This is a genomic window from Cryobacterium sp. Y82 (assembly GCF_002929495.1).
GTDB classification, from domain to species: domain Bacteria; phylum Actinomycetota; class Actinomycetes; order Actinomycetales; family Microbacteriaceae; genus Cryobacterium; species Cryobacterium serini.
The window spans coordinates 181,144-198,835 of sequence record NZ_PJJJ01000036.1 but is presented as its reverse complement, the minus strand read 5'-3'; the positions used below and the strand labels follow the sequence as shown (position 1 = coordinate 198,835).

Annotated in this window: 23 protein-coding genes; 14 read left to right on the top strand and 9 right to left on the bottom strand. The window is 63.5% G+C overall.

Annotated features, from left to right (window positions below):
* Nucleotides 1–145: 145 nt before the first annotated feature.
* On the top strand, nucleotides 146–1,594 hold the full coding sequence (locus tag CXY70_RS14515; protein WP_104193042.1) for a glycoside hydrolase family 1 protein: 1,449 nt from the start codon (nucleotides 146–148) through the stop codon (nucleotides 1,592–1,594).
* Between the two features lie 208 nt (nucleotides 1,595–1,802).
* Nucleotides 1,803–2,090 (top strand): tautomerase family protein, encoded by a 288-nt coding sequence (locus CXY70_RS18715; RefSeq protein WP_104193202.1) that lies wholly within the window; start codon nucleotides 1,803–1,805, stop codon nucleotides 2,088–2,090.
* A gap of 34 nt (nucleotides 2,091–2,124) precedes the next feature.
* On the opposite strand, the gene CXY70_RS14505 is transcribed toward CXY70_RS18715, so the two are convergent.
* Nucleotides 2,125–2,526 carry a MerR family transcriptional regulator gene (locus CXY70_RS14505; protein WP_233205951.1) on the bottom strand — a complete coding sequence of 134 codons (402 nt, stop codon included), beginning with the start codon at nucleotides 2,524–2,526 and terminating at the stop codon, nucleotides 2,125–2,127.
* Nucleotides 2,527–2,536: 10 nt separating this feature from the next.
* On the opposite strand from CXY70_RS14505, the gene CXY70_RS14500 reads away from it, so the two are divergent.
* The 3 genes from CXY70_RS14500 to CXY70_RS18050 all read left to right on the top strand — a co-directional run bounded on the left by CXY70_RS14500 (nucleotide 2,537) and on the right by CXY70_RS18050 (nucleotide 3,749).
* Complete coding sequence (locus CXY70_RS14500) at nucleotides 2,537–2,992, top strand: VOC family protein (protein ID WP_199183452.1); 456 nt, start codon at nucleotides 2,537–2,539, stop codon at nucleotides 2,990–2,992.
* Between the two features lie 63 nt (nucleotides 2,993–3,055).
* Nucleotides 3,056–3,547, top strand: coding sequence for a GNAT family N-acetyltransferase (locus tag CXY70_RS14495; protein WP_199183451.1), 492 nt, complete (start codon nucleotides 3,056–3,058; stop codon nucleotides 3,545–3,547).
* A gap of 4 nt (nucleotides 3,548–3,551) precedes the next feature.
* Nucleotides 3,552–3,749, top strand: a complete 198-nt coding sequence (locus CXY70_RS18050) for a hypothetical protein (protein WP_199183450.1) — start codon at nucleotides 3,552–3,554, stop codon at nucleotides 3,747–3,749.
* A gap of 164 nt (nucleotides 3,750–3,913) precedes the next feature.
* On the opposite strand, the gene CXY70_RS18710 is transcribed toward CXY70_RS18050, so the two are convergent.
* The gene (locus tag CXY70_RS18710) at nucleotides 3,914–4,348 is read right to left on the bottom strand and encodes a cysteine hydrolase family protein (protein WP_369852726.1); all 435 of its coding nucleotides are present in this window, start codon (nucleotides 4,346–4,348) and stop codon (nucleotides 3,914–3,916) included.
* 168 nt (nucleotides 4,349–4,516) lie between these two features.
* On the opposite strand from CXY70_RS18710, the gene CXY70_RS14480 reads away from it, so the two are divergent.
* From CXY70_RS14480 to CXY70_RS14470, 3 genes are all read left to right on the top strand, one after another.
* Nucleotides 4,517–5,092, top strand: coding sequence for a heme-binding protein (locus tag CXY70_RS14480; RefSeq protein ID WP_104193039.1), 576 nt, complete (start codon nucleotides 4,517–4,519; stop codon nucleotides 5,090–5,092).
* Nucleotides 5,093–5,276: 184 nt separating this feature from the next.
* Nucleotides 5,277–5,843: a LemA family protein gene (locus tag CXY70_RS14475; protein WP_092108227.1), complete on the top strand. Its 567-nt coding sequence runs from the start codon at nucleotides 5,277–5,279 to the stop codon at nucleotides 5,841–5,843.
* Between the two features lie 12 nt (nucleotides 5,844–5,855).
* On the top strand, nucleotides 5,856–6,740 hold the full coding sequence (locus CXY70_RS14470; RefSeq protein WP_104193038.1) for a M48 family metalloprotease: 885 nt from the start codon (nucleotides 5,856–5,858) through the stop codon (nucleotides 6,738–6,740).
* A gap of 55 nt (nucleotides 6,741–6,795) precedes the next feature.
* Here the strand turns inward: CXY70_RS14470 and CXY70_RS14465 are convergent, their stop codons facing one another.
* From CXY70_RS14465 to CXY70_RS14450, 4 genes are all read right to left on the bottom strand, one after another.
* Complete coding sequence (locus tag CXY70_RS14465) at nucleotides 6,796–7,053, bottom strand: DUF6510 family protein (RefSeq protein WP_104193037.1); 258 nt, start codon at nucleotides 7,051–7,053, stop codon at nucleotides 6,796–6,798.
* Nucleotides 7,053–7,799 (bottom strand): ferredoxin reductase, encoded by a 747-nt coding sequence (locus CXY70_RS14460; RefSeq protein ID WP_233205950.1) that lies wholly within the window; start codon nucleotides 7,797–7,799, stop codon nucleotides 7,053–7,055. Before CXY70_RS14460 ends, CXY70_RS14465 begins: the two co-directional genes overlap by 1 nt.
* Nucleotides 7,796–8,389 (bottom strand): molybdopterin-dependent oxidoreductase, encoded by a 594-nt coding sequence (locus tag CXY70_RS14455; protein WP_104193036.1) that lies wholly within the window; start codon nucleotides 8,387–8,389, stop codon nucleotides 7,796–7,798. Before CXY70_RS14455 ends, CXY70_RS14460 begins: the two co-directional genes overlap by 4 nt.
* A gap of 131 nt (nucleotides 8,390–8,520) precedes the next feature.
* Nucleotides 8,521–9,726: a winged helix-turn-helix domain-containing protein gene (locus CXY70_RS14450; RefSeq protein ID WP_104193035.1), complete on the bottom strand. Its 1,206-nt coding sequence runs from the start codon at nucleotides 9,724–9,726 to the stop codon at nucleotides 8,521–8,523.
* A 103-nt stretch (nucleotides 9,727–9,829) separates the two neighbouring features.
* On the opposite strand from CXY70_RS14450, the gene CXY70_RS14445 reads away from it, so the two are divergent.
* Both CXY70_RS14445 and ilvA read left to right on the top strand, forming a co-directional pair.
* On the top strand, nucleotides 9,830–11,239 hold the full coding sequence (locus CXY70_RS14445; protein ID WP_233205949.1) for an AI-2E family transporter: 1,410 nt from the start codon (nucleotides 9,830–9,832) through the stop codon (nucleotides 11,237–11,239).
* A 3-nt stretch (nucleotides 11,240–11,242) separates the two neighbouring features.
* On the top strand, nucleotides 11,243–12,478 hold the full coding sequence (ilvA, locus tag CXY70_RS14440; RefSeq protein WP_104193034.1) for a threonine ammonia-lyase: 1,236 nt from the start codon (nucleotides 11,243–11,245) through the stop codon (nucleotides 12,476–12,478).
* A gap of 175 nt (nucleotides 12,479–12,653) precedes the next feature.
* Here ilvA and greA read toward each other — a convergent pair whose 3' ends face one another.
* Together greA and CXY70_RS14430 are read right to left on the bottom strand one after the other, a co-directional pair.
* A complete protein-coding gene (gene greA, locus CXY70_RS14435; RefSeq protein ID WP_104193033.1) occupies nucleotides 12,654–13,145 on the bottom strand; it encodes a transcription elongation factor GreA in 492 nt (163 codons plus the stop codon).
* A 96-nt stretch (nucleotides 13,146–13,241) separates the two neighbouring features.
* Nucleotides 13,242–13,742: a DUF4307 domain-containing protein gene (locus CXY70_RS14430; protein ID WP_158250990.1), complete on the bottom strand. Its 501-nt coding sequence runs from the start codon at nucleotides 13,740–13,742 to the stop codon at nucleotides 13,242–13,244.
* A gap of 88 nt (nucleotides 13,743–13,830) precedes the next feature.
* Here CXY70_RS14430 and mca point away from each other — a divergent pair, with 88 nt between their 5' ends.
* Nucleotides 13,831–14,676, top strand: coding sequence for a mycothiol conjugate amidase Mca (gene mca, locus CXY70_RS14425; protein ID WP_104193197.1), 846 nt, complete (start codon nucleotides 13,831–13,833; stop codon nucleotides 14,674–14,676).
* Nucleotides 14,676–14,933, top strand: coding sequence for a hypothetical protein (locus CXY70_RS14420; protein ID WP_104193031.1), 258 nt, complete (start codon nucleotides 14,676–14,678; stop codon nucleotides 14,931–14,933). Before mca ends, CXY70_RS14420 begins: the two co-directional genes overlap by 1 nt.
* A 14-nt stretch (nucleotides 14,934–14,947) precedes the next feature.
* Here the strand turns inward: CXY70_RS14420 and CXY70_RS14415 are convergent, their stop codons facing one another.
* A complete protein-coding gene (locus CXY70_RS14415; RefSeq protein WP_104193030.1) occupies nucleotides 14,948–15,649 on the bottom strand; it encodes a hemolysin III family protein in 702 nt (233 codons plus the stop codon).
* Nucleotides 15,650–15,718: 69 nt separating this feature from the next.
* Here CXY70_RS14415 and CXY70_RS14410 point away from each other — a divergent pair, with 69 nt between their 5' ends.
* Nucleotides 15,719–16,504 carry an isoprenyl transferase gene (locus CXY70_RS14410; protein ID WP_104193029.1) on the top strand — a complete coding sequence of 262 codons (786 nt, stop codon included), beginning with the start codon at nucleotides 15,719–15,721 and terminating at the stop codon, nucleotides 16,502–16,504.
* Nucleotides 16,505–16,564: 60 nt separating this feature from the next.
* Nucleotides 16,565–17,686 carry an aminotransferase class V-fold PLP-dependent enzyme gene (locus CXY70_RS14405; protein WP_104193028.1) on the top strand — a complete coding sequence of 374 codons (1,122 nt, stop codon included), beginning with the start codon at nucleotides 16,565–16,567 and terminating at the stop codon, nucleotides 17,684–17,686.
* Nucleotides 17,687–17,692 lie beyond the last annotated feature (6 nt).

Here is a 17,692-nt window from a genome sequence, read left to right as displayed (position 1 = left end):
GACCGGGGGAAAGTCAACCTTCCGCGCCCCGAATACGGTAACAAACCAGAGGAATTCTTCGAGGCGTCTTCAGCCGGCCCCAAACGTGACACCCTTTAATACGAAGCGGATGCCCCGCATCACCCGCCGAAAAGAGTCTTCGCCTATGAATCCCACGCCCAGTACCCCGGCCGCCTCATCAAATCGCGCTGTCGCCGCCCGCGACTGGGAGCACCGTGCCGGCGAGCTCGGCGATCGCCTACCGACCGGGTTCGAGGTCGCCGTGGCGACCTCAGCCTTTCAGATCGAGGGTGCCGCCCGTGATGGCGGTCGCGGTGACAGTGCCTGGGACGCCTTCAGCCAGGTTTCCGGGCGCATCCGCGACGGTTCGAACGCCTCCGTCTCGGCCGACCACGTGAAGAACTACGCCGCTGACACCGACCTGTTGCGCGACCTCGGCGTCGATAGCTACGCGTTCTCCTTCGCCTGGACCCGGCTGCAGCCGGACGGCCGTGGCGCCCTCAACCGGAACGGACTCGCGTTCTATGACCGTTTGCTCGACGCGTTGCAGGCCGACGGCATCCGTTCGACCGCCACGCTCTCACACTTTGACCTGCCAGCAGCCCTGCGCGGCGGCTGGCTGAACCGCGACACCGCCGGCCGGTTTGCCGACTATGCCCACGCGGTGGCGGAGGCGTTCGGCGACCGCATCGACGCCTGGGTCACCATCGCTGACCCGGCCTCGCTCACCATGAAGGGCTACGCGCTGGGTACCCACGCGCCCGGCCGCGCCCTGCTCTTCGACGCGTTGCCGACCGCGCACCACCAGCTGCTCGGGCATGGACTCGCCGTGCAGGCCCTGCGCGCCGCCGACGTGCGCGGGCGCATCGGTCTGGTCAACTCCCACACGCCGGTGCAGTCCTCGACAGACCGAGACCAGGACCGCTCCTACGCCGCGCTCTACGACCTGCTGACGAACCGCCTGTTCGCCGACCCCGTGCTGCTCGGCCACTACCCCGACCCGCTGGAACCGTTCGCGGTCGAACTACGAACCCTGCTCGAGGCCGACCCCGACGACCTGCGCACGATCCATCAGCCGCTGGACTTCTACGGGGTGAGCTACACCGAACCCGCCCGCGTCGCCGCTGGCCCGACGGTGCTGAAAGCTCCCGACGGCCAGCCGATCCCCACCACGTCGTGGCCGTTCCACCTCGAGCCGTTTCGAGAACACCCCACCACCTCAGCCGGCGCCGTCAACGCCCCCGAGTACGTGGCCGTGGCGCTCGCCGAACTGGCCGAGCGTTACCCCGACCTCCCGCCGGTCTACCTCTCGCTGGCCGGCGGCGCCTTCGCCGACAAAGCGGATGCCCGTCACAACGTGAACGACACGGCCCGCGTCGACTACCTGGCCGAGCACCTCCTCGCCGCTCTCGACGCCGCCGCGCCCATCGACCTCGCCGGCATCGCCTTCTGGTCCTTGCTCGATGCGTTCGAGTGGGACTCCGGCTACACCCAACCCACCGGCCTCGTGCACGTTGACTTCGCTAACGACCGCCGCACCCGCACTCCCAAGCTGAGCTACCGCTGGCTCCAGCATGCCCTGGCCAATCGGTAGCTCGAGCCGGCGGTACCTAATGCCGGTAAATTTCACGACATGCCGCGCACCGGGGTCGAAGAGATCGGCGTGTCGCAAATTTACCGGTTTTACGTACAGGCACGCAGCTAGGGCGTGCGCCGCCGCGGCGTCACCGAGCCGAGCACCACGGCCCCCACGATCCAGGCGCCGATGATCAGCAACTCCCCGCCGACATAGGAGGCGTCCTCTGCCAGCGGAGAAGCGATTCCACCGGTTCATCACCCTGGATCCGGAGCAATTCATCACTCCCTCCGATCGGTCGATTGATTACACCATCGTCGCGGTCAGCATCTTCGAGGGCCGCTCGGCGGCTACTAAGAAGGACTTCATCCGGCAACTCATCAGTAATGTCGCGAATATCGGCGTCACGCCGAACGATCTGGAAATCGCGATTACCGAGACGCCTCGTGCGAACTGGGGAATTCGCGGAGTGCCCGCCGACGAACTGCTGCTGAACTATGCCGTGGAGGTCTGAGCATTCGGTCGCCCATTGTTCTTCGTGGCCTGGCTCAGACTCCGTGTGGATCGGCGAGATCGTCCACGACACGGTCCAGAGAGATCAGCGTCTCTTGCAAAGAGTCGACCTGTGCCGAGATTCTGGCTCGCTCACCGATGAGCCGCTCGCGTAGCAGCGGCGTTCGCGCAGCGGGGTTCGTCATGCAAGGCAGCAGGTCTGCGATCGTAGAACTGCTCAGGCCGGCCCGATACAGCCGTTGAATTAGACGGACACGATCCTCTGCCTCACTGGCGTACACCCGCTGGCCACTTATGGTGCGATACGACGAGAGCAAATGCTGTTCTTCGTAATAGCGAAGAGACCTCGCGCTTGCTCCGGTCAGTGCAGCGAGTTCGCCAATTCGCATCGAAAGCTTGCCCCTCACATTGATGTCAGGTCTTACTGTAGCGATCATGGACACACATATGAACGATCCAGCTGCGGTACTGCAGCTCCGCGTCATCGTTGAAGCCGACGACTTTGATGCGGCCGTTGCGTTTTACCGTGACGCCCTCGGGCTGCCCGAACAGGCCGCGTTCGAGGGAGATGGTAATGCCCGTGTTTCGATTCTGGACGCTGGTCGAGCGACCCTGGAGATTTCAAACCCCGCGCAGAAGCGCATGATCGACGAGGTCGAAACCGGCGAGCGACAGGGCCCCGGCATTCGGCTCGCATTCGAGGTATCCGATGTGCGTGGGGTCACGACCCGATTGGAAGCAGCAGGGGCATTCATCATCGGCGAGCCGCGCGAGACGCCGTGGAAGTCCCTCAACTCGCGGCTCGACGCGCCGGCTGGTCTGCAGATAACGGTATTCCAAGAGCTTGAGAGCGTACCGGAACGTACCCAGCGGGCCGGATTCGGTACCGCAGACTCGCGGTAAGGGCGCAGCGATCCCTGGCCCATGCACCGGTCGCCTCGCTGGGCGACCAGTAGTGTGGGTCGCATGATGCCAGCGCTGCCGATCCTCGTGTCTGCCGCGGCGCCGGCATCCGCTGAAGCGGAGAAGGTGTCACTTCGGTACTACGACGACATCGTGAGTCGTTACCACGGGCGCGCTGCGCTCCAACAGGAAATTATCGCCGCCCAGGCCGGGTACCCAAGCGACGACCTCGTCCCGCCTGCTGGAATTCTGTTGCTGGCCCGCCAGGGGAGCGCCGTGCTCGGCTGTGCCGGAATGCGGATTCGGCTGGGCGATATCGGCGAGGTGACCAGAGTCTTTGTCGAACCAGCTGCCCGAGGCCAGGGCGTAGGCCGGCTCCTCATGCAGAATCTGGAAAGTGAATCCCGCGCATTGGGATTGACGGCACTGCGGTTAGACACGCGTACCGACCTCGTCGAGGCGCGCAGCCTCTATGCCTCGCTCGGTTTCATCGAGGGCGAAGCGCACAACACCGACCCGTACGCGAATCACTGGTTCCGAAAAGAATTGTGTTGAATTTATGACCAACGTGCACAGCGCGCCGGAACCTGCCCCTGTGCCGGCGCTTTCGGTCACATCGCTGGTGAAGAGTTTGGATTTCTGGTGCGGCCTCAGCGGTTTCGAGGTGCAGTACGACCGCCCCGACGAGGGGTTTGCCTACATCGCGCGAGGCGCGGCTCATGTCATGATCGAGCAGCGGGGAGCGGGCCGAAACTAGCTTCCGGGGGCGCTGGAGCGTCCCTTCGGCCGTGGAATCAACTTCCAGATCTCTGTGGCATCGATTGATCCGCTGGTGAGTGCCTTTCGTGGGGCCAGCTGGCCGCTCTTCATGGAGCCAGAGACGACATGGTACCGAACGGGCGATGCCGAGTCTGGTGTCGCTCAACTTCTCGTACAGGACCCGGATGGATACCTGATCCGTTTCCAGGCCTCGGTAGGCCGACGCCCATGACGCTCGTCGAACGGCTCAGCCTGCTTTGACTTTTCTTTGTCGTGACCCTGCAACCAGTCATGGAGCGCGGGATCTCCGTAGAACGCGGAGTTGACGTGCTTCGTGACGAGGAGGTCGGGAACCGTTTCTGAGACGAAGGACATGAGTCGATTCCCGGGTTGGTCCGGATGAAGCGGTGACGTTGGCGACGAAGAGTCGTGACGCACGACGATTATGGGCAGATCACGGGCTTTCCACTCTCTTAGAAGAACACGAATGTTTTGTCCACAGTCGAGGTTAGACGACACACCCCAGAACGCTGCGTCTTTGAATCCATCCTGCACATCGATCACAATTAGGGCTTGGCGCTCACGGTTCTCACTCATGTCGTCCATCCAAGCGGATCCTGTTCGACCAGAGAAGCGGCCGGAGCGACAACGAACGATGAATTAGCGCCACATATCCCGGTGTAACACGCTCAAAAGCAGTTACCGCAAATTCTTCACGATCACCTCTGGGAGCGAGAACCCAGCCACCTGCACTAGCTTCGGTGCATGACCGAGCAGCAGCCCTACCAAGTCGTCAAAAGCTACGACAATTTCGAATTGCGCCGATACCCAGCGCATCTGGTGGCCGAGGTTATCACCGAGGGCCCGTTCGAAGACGCTGGTAATCGGGCCTTCCGCTATTTGTTCGCGTACATCTCCGGGGCCAACCGCTCCCTGCAGAAAGTCACCATGACGGCGCCGGTGGTGCAAACGGATGCCGCGGAAAAGATCCCGATGACCGCGCCAGTGCTGCAGGAGGGCGTGAAGGATGCCGCAGCCGGTGAACAATTCCGGGTCGCTTTCGTGCTCCCCAAAGACCTGACGATCGAAACAGCCCCGCAGCCCACGGACCCCACCGTGCACCTGCGCACGGTACCTGCAAGCCTGGCCGGTGCCCTTCGCTTCAGCGGACGATGGAGTCAGACTCGATATGAACAACATCTTGACCAGTTGCGCGGGGCGGTCGCCGCCGCCGGGTTCAGCGTCTTGGGGTCACCGAGATTTGCACGATTCGACCCGCCGTTCAAGCCGTGGTTTCTGCGCCGCAACGAGGTACTGCTCGACGTCGAAGAGCCCGGCTGACCAGCGCTCGCCCTGCTGTCGCAGGATCCCTGCGCGCCTTGAGCTTGCTTGGAGTGTCATGGGAAGCGGGTGGGAGCCTCCGGGGTCGCGGATAGTATGAGAAAGTACGCACGGGGGGTCGTCTGGCCAGTTCATGTCTCCGTGCCAACGTACACATCGTGCCAATTTGCAAGGAGACGCTGCCATGGAATGGCTCATCCCGGTTTTGATCGTTGTCGCACTCGTTGCCATCGTGGGTATCTACCTCTGGTCGACCTACAACTCCCTCGTAACGCTCAACGTGCGCGTTGACGAAGCCTGGAGCGACATCACGGTGATGCTCAAACGTCGTGCCGACCTGCTGCCCAACCTGATCGAAACGGTCAAGGGTTACGCGGCACACGAGAAGAGCGTGTTTGAGAACGTGACCAAGGCCCGCGCCGAGACGCTGTCTGCCCAGGGCCCGGCCGACGCATCTGCTGCTGAGAACCACATGCAGACCGCGCTGAAGAGTATCTTCGCCGTTGCCGAGGCATACCCGCAACTGCAGGCCAGCCAGAATTACCTGCAACTGCAGGGCGCGATCGTCGACACCGAGGATAAGATTCAGGCCGCTCGCCGGTTCTACAACGGTGGCGTGCGTGAGATGAACACCAAGATCAAGGTGTTCCCGAACCACCTGTTCGCCGTCAACCTCGGCTTCACCGAACGCGAATTCTTCGAGGTGGCCGATTCCGCAGCGATTGCGGAGCCGCCTCGCGTGCAGTTCTAAGGGAGCGCTTCGATGTACAGCGCGATAGCGAAAAACAAACGCAACACTGTTTTTATCATGATCCTCTTCTTCGTGATCATCGCCGGGCTCGGCTGGCTGGCCAACGCTGTCTACGGCAGTGGCGGGTACGGCATTCTCATTGCAACGGTCGTCATCACCGCCCTGTACGTCATCATTCAGTACTACGCAGCGGGTCGCCAGGCCATCTCCATGAGCGGCGGCATCAGGGTCAACAGCCAGTCCGATCACCCCAGGCTGTGGCGCATCGTCGAGAACCTGTCGATCACGACCGGCACCCCGATGCCCGAGGTTTACATCATCAATGACCCGGCACCGAACGCGTTCGCCACTGGCCGCGACCCGAAACACGCCATCGTCGCCGCGACCACCGGACTGCTCGACATCATGGACGATTCCGAACTCGAGGGCGTCATGGCCCACGAGATCGGCCACGTGCGCAACTACGACATTCGAGTGTCAATGGTCGTGTTCGGCCTCGTCGTGGCGATTGGGTTCATCTCCGATATGTTCCTGCGCATGGCGTTTTTCGGCCGCAGCAACAACAGCAATGGCAACCCCGTCGTCATGGTGTTCGGCCTCGTCGCCATGATCGTGGCTCCACTCATCGCGACCGTTGTGCAGCTCGCCATCTCCCGCCAGCGCGAGTACCTGGCGGATGCCACGAGCGCGTTGACGACGCGGCACCCGGACGCCCTCGCCTCGGCTTTGGCCAAACTCGGCCAGTACGGTCGCCCGATGCAGAAGCAGAACAGCTCGATGGCGCACCTTTGGATCTCCGACCCGCTAAAGAAGGGCGCCATGGGCAAACTGTTCGCGACGCACCCGCCGATCGAAGAGCGAATCGAGCGCCTCACGGCCATGGGCCGCAAGTTCTGAGCCAGTTGCAGCTGCCCGTAACGCAGCACGACCACGTGCGGCGTGGCCCAGAACGCTAGCGTGGGATTTTCAGCCAGGTCATGCCACGCAGCTCGATGCAGAACCGATCGCGTGTCTGCACGATGGTCATGAGCACGTCGTCGCAGTGGGCACAGCGAACGACGAAAGTGTCGGGTTCGCCGTAGACCATCGCACGCGCGAGAACCGAGACGTCACCGCATCCGGCACAGCGAGCAGATGCCGTGGTCGGGTCGAACGTGAACAGGTCAGACAGCGGGCCCGCGAGGGCGTTCCCGTCGACGTGCTCGGTCACTACGCGCCTCCGAACCGTTCGGTCTTGACGCGGTTCGGTTCATGCCCGAGGGCGACGAGGGCGCTCGCGACGGTCTCGACGAATCCGGTCGGCCCGCACACGAACACCGTCGGTGATAGAGCGGCCGGAAAGCCATGAGCCTCCAGGTCTGCGGCAGTGATGCGTCCGGCCGGCCGGGACCATCCGCTTGGCGCGCCGCGAGTGAAGATCCAGGTCACCTCGAGGTTGGCAGAGGGGGACTCGAGTTCAGCGCGGAAGAATGCATCTAGCGGCGTGCGCACCGAGTAGAGCAGTCGGAACGGGGCCGTACTGCCGGATGCCTCGTGCGAGCGGATCATCGCCATCAGGGGAACGATCCCCGAGCCGCCGCCGATGAGCTGCACGCTCTCGGTCTGCTGCGGCGTCCAAACAAACCAGCCGCCCAGGGGGCCGCGCAGCTCGAGTTCGTCGCCCTCGCGGAGCGTGTCGACCAGGTACGGCGACACCTCACCGGTGGGCAGGCGATCGACCGCGAGCTCGATGCGGTCACCGGCACCGGCCGAAGCGACCGAATACGATCGCACCGCGGTGTAGCCATTCGCAGCGGTCAGCCGCACGTCGGTGTGCTGACCTGCGATGTTGCCACCCCACCTCGGAACGTCGATGGTGATGCTGCGGCCGGACGCGCTCTCTCGCCGGATCGAGGTCACGACGCCCACCTTCCAGTTACCGATGCGGCCGTCCCCGGCCTCACTCGTGCCCGTCACCAATAGCGCTGTTCGAGCCAGGGATCGCCATACATGTTGTAGCCGTTCTGCTCCCAGAACCCGGGTTCATCCTGGCTCTGCATCTCGAGGCCGTGAATCCATTTGGCACTCTTCCAGAAATACAGGTGGGGGATGAGCAGTCTCGCCGGACCACCATGCTCCGGATCGAGCTTGGCACCGTCGAACTCAAGGGCAATCCAGGCCTGACCACCCAGCAGGTCGGCCAGCGGAACATTGGTTGTGTAGCCACCATAGGAACGTGCCATCACGTATTCATCGGTCGTTTTCACGGTCGCGAACAGGGTGTCGAGAGAGACGCCCCGCCAGCTCGTGCCGAGCTTGGACCAGCGAGTCACGCAATGGATGTCGGTGTTGATATCCTCAACCGGCAGCGCGTGCAACTCCTCCCAGTTCCAGGTGTGCAGGGTGTCCGAGTCCGTGCGGATGCTGAACTGCCAGTCGACGGTGTCGATGTGTGGAGTAGGCCCGGAGGACAGCACCGGGAAGTCGGCGGTCAGGTACTGACCGGCCGGAAGATCGGGGTTTACTTCGCCACCGCGACCGACGAAGCCACGTGAAATGACTGCCACGGGATGCTCCTTCGGTTCCTGTCGAGAATAGCAGAAGGCGCCCGAAATCGTGTTCCGCGAGCCGTCGCCAACTGCACCGATTGACGCTGGCCATCGACCTGCACTGGCCTTCGGCGGAAACGAAAAGGTGCCTAGTCCAGCTCCGCGGCAAGCCCCGCCGCGAGGTTGCCGCGCGGCACCACGACGATTTCGTCGAGCCCCTGCCAGGCGGCGGCCTCCCGCAGTACGAGTGCGAGCCGAGCGGCGGCATCCGCTGGTGAGGCCGGTTCAGCCCAGGCTGATTGTACCCGCAGTACGCCGGCCTGCCGGTCGTTCTTGAGGTCTACCCGGCCGATCACCGTATCGCCGAGCAGAACCGGCAGTGAGTAGTAGCCGAACACACGCTTGGGCTCCGGCGTGTAAATCTCGATGCGATAGTGAAAATTGAACAGGCGCAGGGCACGGGCCCGTTCCCAGACCACCGGGTCGAAGGGTGACAATACCGTCTGCGCGTCCATGCTGCGCGGCAGGCGGGCGCCCTGGTGTAGCCAGGCCGCCCCCGGAGTGCCCCTCTGTCCCCAGCCGGCCACCTCGACCGGGATTAACTCGCCGGACTCTTCGAGATCGCGGATCGCGACCAGGGTCGGCGTCGACTTCAGCCGAAAGTAATCGGCGAAGTCTTTCATCGTGCCGATGCCATGGGCCCGGGCCGATCGGCTGACCAACTCGCGGTGGGCATCCGCACTCGAAATGCTTCGACCGAGCAGGTCGGGGGAGAAGACCTGCTCGGGCAGGGCGTAGACCCGCTCAAATCGGATGCGTCCGGCACTGACCACATCGCCCCAGCGGAACAACGTCTCCAGTCCGGTCTTCACGTCGGACCAGCCCCACCAAGGGCCACTGCGTCTATTGGCATCGTGCTCGATCGCACTCGCCGGCAGCGGCCCGTTGGCGGCGAGCTCGGCCAAAAGCCAATCGAGCATCGGACGGTTGGCGTGCGACCAATCGTCGGTGTTGTGGGCCGAGCGGTCACGAAAATGCTGCATCCGCCAGTGGAACAGCGGCCACACCTCGACCGGTAGAAACGATGCCTCGTGTGCCCAATACTCTGTGAAGCGGGCCTCGCGCCCGGTGGTCAAACGGTCGAGCTGAGCCTTGTCGTAGGCACCGAGCCGACTGAATGCCGGCATGTAATGGCTGCGTTCGAAGACATTGACCGAGTCGATCTGCAACAGCTCAAGCCGGTTGACGAGGCCGGTGAGCTGGCGGATGCCGATCGCCGTATCGGTGCGCGAACCGAACCCCTGCGCGGCCAACGCGATACGGCGCGCCAACGCGGGGGAGATGGTCTCTGGCATTGCCTTGATTCTAGCGGTCGCGGTGAAACACCCGGTTCTCTCTCCTGCTTCCCGTCCTGCGCCGCAACCTGTGCGATTGGCCGGGCCGATCTAGAATGAGCGGGTGAGCGAATCGACGGGCAATCCAGGCACGCGGGCCCAGCTGCGGCTGCGGCGCCGACGGTCAGCCGTTGGCACGCAGGAGCGTTCTGATCAGTCTGGATCCGAGCTTGTCGCTGCGCCGGTCGAGCTGGTAGCCGCGACGCCTGCCCTCAATGGCGTCGATGAGAACCTGCCGGCCGGCATCCGCTTGGCTGGAGCCTGGTCGTGGCGGCTGATTGTGATCGCCGCAGCCATTGCCATTTTGATCTTTCTCATCATTCAGCTGCGCCTGATAGTCATTCCCCTGCTCGTCGCCGTTCTCGTGTCGGCCCTGCTGATTCCCTTCGTAGCCTTTCTGGTACGGCACCGCTGGCCGAAGGGCCTCGCCGTCGCCGTCGCGATGCTGGGTACGCTGGTGCTTGTCGCCGGACTTGTCACGCTGGCATCCACGCAAATAGCCGAGGGTACTGTCGGTTTGAGCGATCGCCTCGCAGCGAGTTTTGACAGTCTCAAATCGGTGCTCGCTGCGTCTCCCTTGCAATTGTCGGATGCCGAGATCACCGACTACCTGAAGCAGGCCTGGACCGCAATCCAGAATGACAGCGCCGTGTTCATCAGTGGTGCCCTCTCGGTGGGAACCACCCTCGGGCACCTGCTCACCGGGCTGTTGCTCGCGTTGTTCAGTTTGCTGTTCATCCTCATCGACGGCAAAGCGATCTGGGGCTGGATCGTACGATTCTTCCCCCTGCGCGCCCGCGCTGCCGTTGACGGCGCCGGCATCGCCGGTTGGACCACGCTCGGCAACTTCGCCCGAGTACAGATACTGGTCGCCTCCATCGACGCGGTCGGCATAGGTGTCGGTGCCGCCCTGCTCGGGGTGCCGATGGCCATACCAATCGGCATTTTGGTGTTTCTTGGCTCGTTCATTCCCATTGTCGGTGCCGTCGCCACCGGTTCCGTCGCCATTATTATCGCCCTGATCTTCAATAACTGGGCCGTCGCCCTCGCCATGCTCGGCGTCGTACTGCTCGTGCAGCAGGTAGAGGGGCACGTTCTGCAGCCGCTGATCATGGGAACAGCCGTCAAAGTGCATCCGCTGGCCGTCGTACTGGTGGTCGCAGCTGGAGCCCTGCTCGCTGGAATTCCCGGAGCCCTGTTCGCCGTGCCCGTTGCCGCCGTGTTGAACGCGATGACCAGCTACATCGCTGGCGGCCGCTGGCGCTCGAGTCCGCCAGCGACGATGCCGTCGAGGGGTTCGGTGCTATGGCAGACCGTACCGCAAAGTCGACCGGGCTACCGTTCCGGCCCTGCGCCAGCCCGCACGGCCCGGGTGCGTCCCCGCAGCATCCGTACCCCTCGCGGCGGATCCGCCCGCAGCACGCCCCCAGATTCCAGCGCGCCTGACGCCCAGCACGATAGTTCGGAGAACTAAGACATGCCAGAGACCACCCTTCTCGCACCCACTCTCGCGGAATTCGAGGCCGCACGCGCGGTTGTCGCCCGGGTCGCCGATGTGACCCCCATGGAGAGCTCGCGATACCTCGCGGACGTGTTGGGAGCGCCGGTCTATCTCAAGTGTGAGAACCTGCAGCGTACCGGTTCGTACAAAATTCGCGGCGCCTACAACCGACTCTCAAAACTGACCGATGAGGAGAAGGCTCGCGGCGTTGTTGCGGCCTCGGCGGGCAATCACGCCCAGGGAGTGGCCTTCGCCGCCCGCGAGTTGGGCATCAAGGCCACCATCTTCATGCCGGTCGGCGTTGCACTGCCCAAGCTCTCAGCCACCCGCGACTACGGCGCCGAGGTCATCCTGCGCGGTACAACGGTCACCGAACCTTTGCTCGCGGCGGCCGAATACGCCCGCGAAACCGGCGCCATCCTCATTCCGCCGTTCGATCACGCGGATGTCGTCACCGGTCAGGGCACGCTGGGCCTGGAAATCCTCGATCAGGTTCCGGATCTTGAAACGGTCATCGTTCCCATCGGGGGCGGCGGACTGATCTCCGGTGTGGCCAGCGCGCTCAAACAGCGTGCTGCGCGGGACGGGCGCCGCATCCGGGTGATCGGAGTGCAGGCGGAGAACGCCGCCGCCTACCCGCCCTCCCTCGAGGCCGGAGAGGCCACGATGATCAGCATCCTGCCGACCATCGCTGACGGCATCGCCGTTGCCATGCCGGGACTGCTCAACTTCGAGATTGTGCGCGACGCCGTCGACGAGATCGTCACCGTGAGCGAAGACGACACCGCGCGGGCGCTGCTCGTGCTGCTCGAACGCGCCAAACTCGTCGTTGAACCCGCCGGAGCAGTGGCGGTCGCGGCCATCCTGGCCGGCAAGGTCACTTCGACCGGGCCAACAGTGGCCATCCTCTCGGGGGGCAATATCGACCCGCTGCTCATGCAGCGCGTGATTAGCCACGGTCTCGCGGCGTCGGGACGTTACCTCACGCTGCGCATCATGCTGCCGGACCGCCCGGGCCAGCTGGCCCGCATCTCAGAATTGCTCGCCGAGGCCACCGCAAATGTTATCGAGGTGCTGCACACGCGGCACGGGGCTGGACTGCGGATCAGCGAGGTCGAACTCGATGTCAGTGTCGAGACCCGGGGGCCCGAGCACCGCCAGCACGTCGTCGACACCCTGCGGGCAGCGGGCTACGACCCCCAGATCGACTAACCGCCCGCGTACCGGCGCGCGCCACCGGTTGGCGCATAACTCCTGCAATTCGAGATAGTTCGCAAACGGATGCCCGGAATTCCAGGGAACTTTTCTACGGCGGCTGCAGATTGCAGGAGTTGCGGTCCGGAGGCCTGTAAACAGGTACGGGTGCAGGTCTACGACCGGGTACGGATCAGGCTCCGGTGAAGGTTTCCACGTTGGAGATGTGGACGGAAATTTCCTTGCCGTTCGGTGTGGTGTAGCTCGTCTTCGCGCCAACCTTGAGTCCGATGATGGCTGCGCCGAGCGGGCTCTGCTCGCTGAACACATCGAGGTCGCTGTTGGCGCCGATCTCGCGGCTCCCGATCAGAAAACGGCTCTCGTCGCCAGCAATGATGGCGGTGATGACGGTGCCGGGAACGACGACGCCGTTGCTCTCGGGAGCATGGCCGACCTCGGCCGTGCGCAGCAGCACGGTGAGAGTGCGGATGCGCGCCTCCATCTTGCCCTGCTCTTCTTTCGCCGCGTGATAGCCGGCGTTCTCCTTGAGGTCGCCTTCTTCCCGGGCGGACTCGATCTTCTTCGCAATATCGCCCCGACCGAAGTTACTCAGTGACGCCAGTTCCGCTGCGAGGCGGTCGTGGGCCTCCTGAGTTAGCCAAGTGACCGTTGTGTCTGTAGTCACGAGTGATCTCCTTTTTGACGCTCGAGCGCAGAAAGGCCGGTGAGGCTGCGCGAATAGAGCCGAAACCCCGACGATTGCCGAGGCGAATACGTCAGTTTAGGTCAGCCAGCACTGGTAAATCAAACCCGTGTTACTGAGGTCGGTGGTGCGCAGAATCTCGGTGAAGGACCGGTTGTACAGCGTCGATGGCGGCAGATCGATGATCTTCCAGCCGACTACGGAATAGCTTTCGTTGAGCGCCTGCACCGCGCAACTCGCTGTACGATTCACCGGCAGTGCCACCTCGAAAGTCACGCTGACACTGTGCTCGTCGATAATGGTGTAGCCGATATCGCGCGCTTCGATTTGAGTGGATGCCCCGTCCAGACCGGTCCACAGCACCCACGACCCCAGCACCAGCACAAAAATGCCGCCCAGTCCCCAGAGGGTTCGGCGGTCCCGTCGCTTGCGCGTGGGCGTGCGACCGTAGCGTGATTGGATCACGGGGCTCTCGATCGGCGCTGGGGCCGCCGAGACCTCCGATTCGTCGAGACGATCGGGCTCACGGCTCGCCTGGACTCCGGTGGGCGTGCTGTTTACGGGCACTGGTGATTTCACACTTTCCATGGAGCGATTAGGCTGGTCTCTAGGTTATCTGGCCTAAGGTTATCCGGCATTCCTGAGGAGTATGGTGACGCTGCGATTGATGGCTGTGCATGCCCATCCCGACGATGAGTCGAGCAAGGGCGCGGCTACGTACGCCTACTACCGCAGCCTCGGCGCTGAGGTGCTCATTGTGAGTTGCACCGGTGGCGAACGCGGCAGCATTCTGAACCCCGCGATGGACGGCCATGCGATGGCCGAACGAGACATATCCGGACTGCGCCGCCTGGAGATGCAGGGCGCCCAGCAGGCGCTCGGCGTGCAGCACCGCTGGCTTGGCTTCGAAGATTCCGGCATGAACGAGGATGAGTCTGTGCCGCCGAACTCCTTCGCCGATATTCCGCTGGAGTATTCGGCCGAGCCCCTCGTCACTCTCGTGCGTGAGTTTCGCCCCCAGGTGCTGATCACCTATGACGAAAACGGCGGCTACCCGCACCCAGATCACATCCGCTGTCATGAAGTCTCCCTCGAAGCATTTCGCGCGGCCGCCGACCCCGACCGGTACCCGAGTTCGGGAGCGCCCTGGCAGATCGACAAGCTCTACTACGACCGCATCTTCAACCTCGAGCGCATCGATGCGATGTACCTCGCACTCAGCGTGGCCGAGCCCGATTCTCCGCTTCTGGAACCCCTCTTGGCGGCGCGGGAGCGCATGGAGAATTATCCCAAGCTCGCCACCACCCACGTTCCGGCCGGAGATTTTCTCGACGTACGCGATGCGGCCCTGCGCTCGCACGCAAGCCAGGTCTCACCAGACAGCAGCTTCTTTTTCTGGCCCAATGATCTGGTACGCGAGGCCTGGCCGTACGAAGACTTCCAACTCGTCGAATCGAAAGTAGACATCGCCATGCCCGAATCAGATCTCTTCGCCGGAATCGAGGATGCATGATGACCCCCTTGATCTCCGTCGTGCTTGCCGTCACCCCGACGCCGGACCCCGACTTCGACCCGAACACGGTCACCCCGGGTGTCGTCGGGTTTTTGGCTATCTTCTTTGTCGCGGTGGCGACCGTGCTGCTGTGCCTCGACGTGGTTCGGCGCATCCGTCGCACCACCTACCGTGCGGAGATCAAGGAACGACTCGACGCCGAACTGGCGGCGCGCGACGCCGACCCGAACGCACCGAAAGACGACAAGCCCGAGTAGTCGCGCGCCGCCCGCTACGGGTAGAGCGGATGCGTGGCGATCAGCAGTATCGCCGCAAAATGACACAGGAACGCCACGACCGTCAGGGTGTGGAAAATCTCGTGGAAACCGAACACGCCCGGCACCGGGTTGGGCTTCTTCAGCCCGTAGACGATCGCGCCGACCGTGTAGCAGAGTCCGCCGATCAGAATGAGCGTCATCATGGGGGCGTTGGCCTGAAAGAAGTCCACGATGAACAACAGCGCGCCGTAGCCGAGCACCAGGTAAAGCGGCACGTACAGCCAGCGCGGAGCGTGGATCCAGAACACGCGAAAGATGATGCCAAGCCCGGCGCCGCCCCAGACCAGCCAGAGCAGGAGCGTCGCTTTTTCCGGCGGCAGCGCGAGCACGGTGATCGGCGTGTATGACCCGGCGATCAGCAGGAAGATGTTGGCGTGATCGATGCGCTTGAGCAGGATGCGGGTGCGCGGCTGCCAGTTGAAGCGGTGATACAGCGCCGAATTGCCAAACAGCAGCATCGAGCTGAGCACGAACACCGCAGAGCTGATCTTGGCAGCTGACCCCTCGGCGAGCACGAGCAGCACGATGCCGGCCACGATTGTCACCGGAAAAGTTCCGGCGTGAATCCAGCCGCGCCAGGTCGGTTTGACGTCCTCCGGATGGTCGTCAGCCGCCTCGATCAGTGGCAGATTGGGGATATCGTGCTCGGTGGCCATGCTGTAAGGATACGACAGAGCGCGGCCGGCGTGCCGCGAACGCTCGACGGAGTGGACTAGCGTAACTGTGTGCAGAAACCCCAAGTCCCCTCAGCGCGCGGCCTCCTCTACAGGCTGTATCAGCGCCGACTGAGGCGCGGACTCACGCCGGAGCACCTGCCCCATCACGTCGCCATGATCATCGACGGTAACAGGCGCTGGGCCAGGCAACTGGGGTTTCAGACGGCTGCGCACGGGCACCGAGCCGGGGCCGCAAAGATGCGCGAATTTTTGGAATGGTGCGACGACCTCAAAATTTCGGTCGTCACCCTGTACCTGCTCTCCTCCGATAACCTCACCCAGCGGCCCGCTGATGAACTCGCCGATCTGATCGAGATCATCGCGGACCTGGCCGAAGAGCTCTCGCACTATCGCAATTGGCGGGTGCAGCAAATGGGGTCCAAGGCCGGCCTGCCTCTTCCGCTTGTCGCAGCGCTCGATGCGGCGGATGCCCGCACCAGCGACTACAAAGGGCTACACGTGAATCTCGCGGTCGGCTATGGCGGGCGCACGGAGATCACCGACGCCATGCGCAGCATCGTCGCCACCCACCACGCGCACGGCGGCACGCTGGAGGACCTCGCGGAGACCCTCACGCCAGAGCTGATCGGCCAGCACCTCTACACCGGTGGTCAGCCCGACCCCGACCTCGTTATCCGCACCTCGGGCGAGCAGCGGCTAAGCGACTTCATGCTGTGGCAAAGCGCGCACAGTGAGTTCTACTTCGTCGAAGCTCTCGGACCCGACCTGCGTCAGATCGATTTTCTGCGCGCCCTCCGCGATTTTTCCCGACGCCAGCGGCGGTTCGGCGGCTAGTCGAGGTCATGGGGTGAGATCAGTAGGGGGAATATTTGTTTGACAACCGATTGGACCCGCATGACTTCGCTCCAGAACTTCACCGATGGCTTTCGCAACGAGCCCGGTTACCTCGACTTCGGTCGGGTCGGCCCGCTCTCTGAGGTCGTCATGGCGGAGACCCTCGGCCAGAACGAGGTCCTGTCCCGTGCCCGGTTCGGCAGCCTCGACCACCTGGCTGAGCAGGATTTGCGTGCCCGCACCGCGGTATCCGCTCTCACCGGTTTCACCCCAGACCAGATTGTGCTTCAGCCCAACACCAGCTCGGGCCTGATGCAGACCATGTTCGGTCTGACCGGTTCCGTGCTGCTGTCGGCTGGCGACTTTCCCAGCGTGCCGTTTGCGGCGGTGCGCGCTGCTGAAACCCTGCACGTGGTCACCCCGCTGTGGTTGGAGACCGAACGAGGTCGCGTCACACCCGGCCAAATCCGTGACCAGCTCACCCCGGCCGTCGCGGCTGTCGCGGTGTGTCTCGTCGATTCCCGCACGGGCTATCGCGCTGACCTTGACGGTATCCGCCAGGTCATCGGCGATCGCCTGCTCATTGTTGATGCGATCCAGGGCTTCGGTGTCGTTGACACAGCCTTTGAGGCAGCGGATGTCGTCGCTTCCGGTGGCCAGAAATGGACGCGGGCCGGTTGGGGCACCGGTTTTCTGGCCCTTAGTGAGCGGGCCCTCGACCGCCTCGTGCCGGTTTATTCCGGCTATGTCGGAACCGACACCGCCGAACCGTGGGACGAGGTCACCCCGCCCAGCCACAGCGCCAGGGCATTTCGGGTAACCAACGGTGACGCCATCGCGCAGGCGCGGTTTGCGGCGGCGTTGGAACAGGTCGCTGATGTCGGCGTCGACGTCATCCAGGCAGCCATTGATGACAACGTCTCTCAAATAATTGAACTCGTCGACGAATTCGTCATCGACCTCGTCTCGCCCCGCGATGTCCGGGAGCGCGCGGGCATCGTCGTACTCGAACCGCCGGCGGAACTGCTCACCACACTCGTGGCGAGCCTGCACAACCACGGCATTACCGCCACCACGCGCGGCACCACCGTGCGGCTGAGCGTTCACGCGGCCCTCGCCCCTGACACGGTCACCATGCTGAGGGGGGCCCTCACCGCTTACGCCCTCACCGCCACGTACTAACATTCC